Below are 1,540 nucleotides of genomic sequence, written 5' to 3' on the forward strand. Positions count from 1 at the left end.
CAAGTGAGAATGCCGGTATGAGTAACGAAAAGACAGGTGAGAATCCTGTCCGCCGAAAGCCTAAGGGTTCCTGGGGTAGGTTCGTCCGCCCAGGGTAAGTCGGGACCTAAGGCGAGGCCGAAAGGCGTAGTCGATGGACAACAGGTTGAAATTCCTGTACCACCGTAATCCGTTATGAGCGATGGGGGGACGCAGGAGGGAAGCGACGCGAGCCGATGGATGTGCTCGTCCAAGCCATGAGAGGGGTATGCAGGCAAATCCGCATGCCGTAACCTCAAGGGGTGATGGGGAGGGAAAATCACAGTACCGAAGGTCGTGTACCCACGCTGCCAAGAAAAGCCTCTAGCCAGGAGAAGGTGCCCGTACCGTAAACCGACACAGGTGGGCGAGATGAGAATTCTAAGGCGCGCGGAAGAACTCTCGTTAAGGAACTCGGCAAAATGACCCCGTAACTTCGGGAGAAGGGGTGCCTCGGTAGGGTGAATAGCCCGAGGGGGCCGCAGTGAAGAGGCCCAAGCGACTGTTTAGCAAAAACACAGGTCTGTGCGAAGCCGTAAGGCGAAGTATACGGGCTGACGCCTGCCCGGTGCTGGAAGGTTAAGGGGAGCGGTTAGGGGCAACCCGAAGCTGTGAACCGAAGCCCCAGTAAACGGCGGCCGTAACTATAACGGTCCTAAGGTAGCGAAATTCCTTGTCAGGTAAATTCTGACCCGCACGAATGGCGTAACGACTTGGGCGCTGTCTCAACGAGAGATCCGGTGAAATTTTAGTACCTGTGAAGATGCAGGTTACCCGCGACGTGACGGAAAGACCCCATGGAGCTTTACTGTAGCTTGATATTGAACTTTGGTACGGTCTGTACAGGATAGGTGGGAGCCGATGAAGCGGGGGCGCAAGCCTCTGTGGAGGCGCCGTTGGGATACCACCCTGATCGTATCGGAGTTCTAACCTGCTGCCCTGAATCGGGCAGAGGGACCGTGTCAGGCGGACAGTTTGACTGGGGCGGTCGCCTCCTAAAAAGTAACGGAGGCGCTCTAAGGTTCCCTCAGCGCGGTTGGAAATCGCGCGAAGAGTGCAAAGGCATAAGGGAGCTTGACTGCGAGACCGACAAGTCGAGCAGGGAGGAAACTCGGACTTAGTGATCCGGTGGTACCGAATGGAAGGGCCATCGCTCAACGGATAAAAGCTACCCTGGGGATAACAGGCTTATCTCCCCCAAGAGTCCACATCGACGGGGAGGTTTGGCACCTCGATGTCGGCTCATCGCATCCTGGGGCTGAAGTAGGTCCCAAGGGTTGGGCTGTTCGCCCATTAAAGCGGTACGCGAGCTGGGTTCAGAACGTCGTGAGACAGTTCGGTCCCTATCTGTCGCGGGCGTAGGAAATTTGAGAGGGGCTGTCCTTAGTACGAGAGGACCGGGATGGACGCACCGCTGGTGTACCAGTTGTTCCGCCAGGAGCACCGCTGGGTAGCCAAGTGCGGAAGGGATAAGCGCTGAAAGCATCTAAGCGCGAAGCCTGCCTCAAGATGAGATTTCCCA

1 rRNA gene is annotated in these 1,540 nt (G+C 56.8%); it reads left to right on the forward strand.

From position 1 onward, the window contains the following. Positions 1 to 1,540 (forward strand): 23S ribosomal RNA (locus ACFO3S_RS27865); the annotation flags it as partial.

The sequence above is a fragment of the Cohnella hongkongensis genome, from assembly GCF_042654645.1.
Classification (GTDB): domain Bacteria; phylum Bacillota; class Bacilli; order Paenibacillales; family Paenibacillaceae; genus Cohnella; species Cohnella hongkongensis.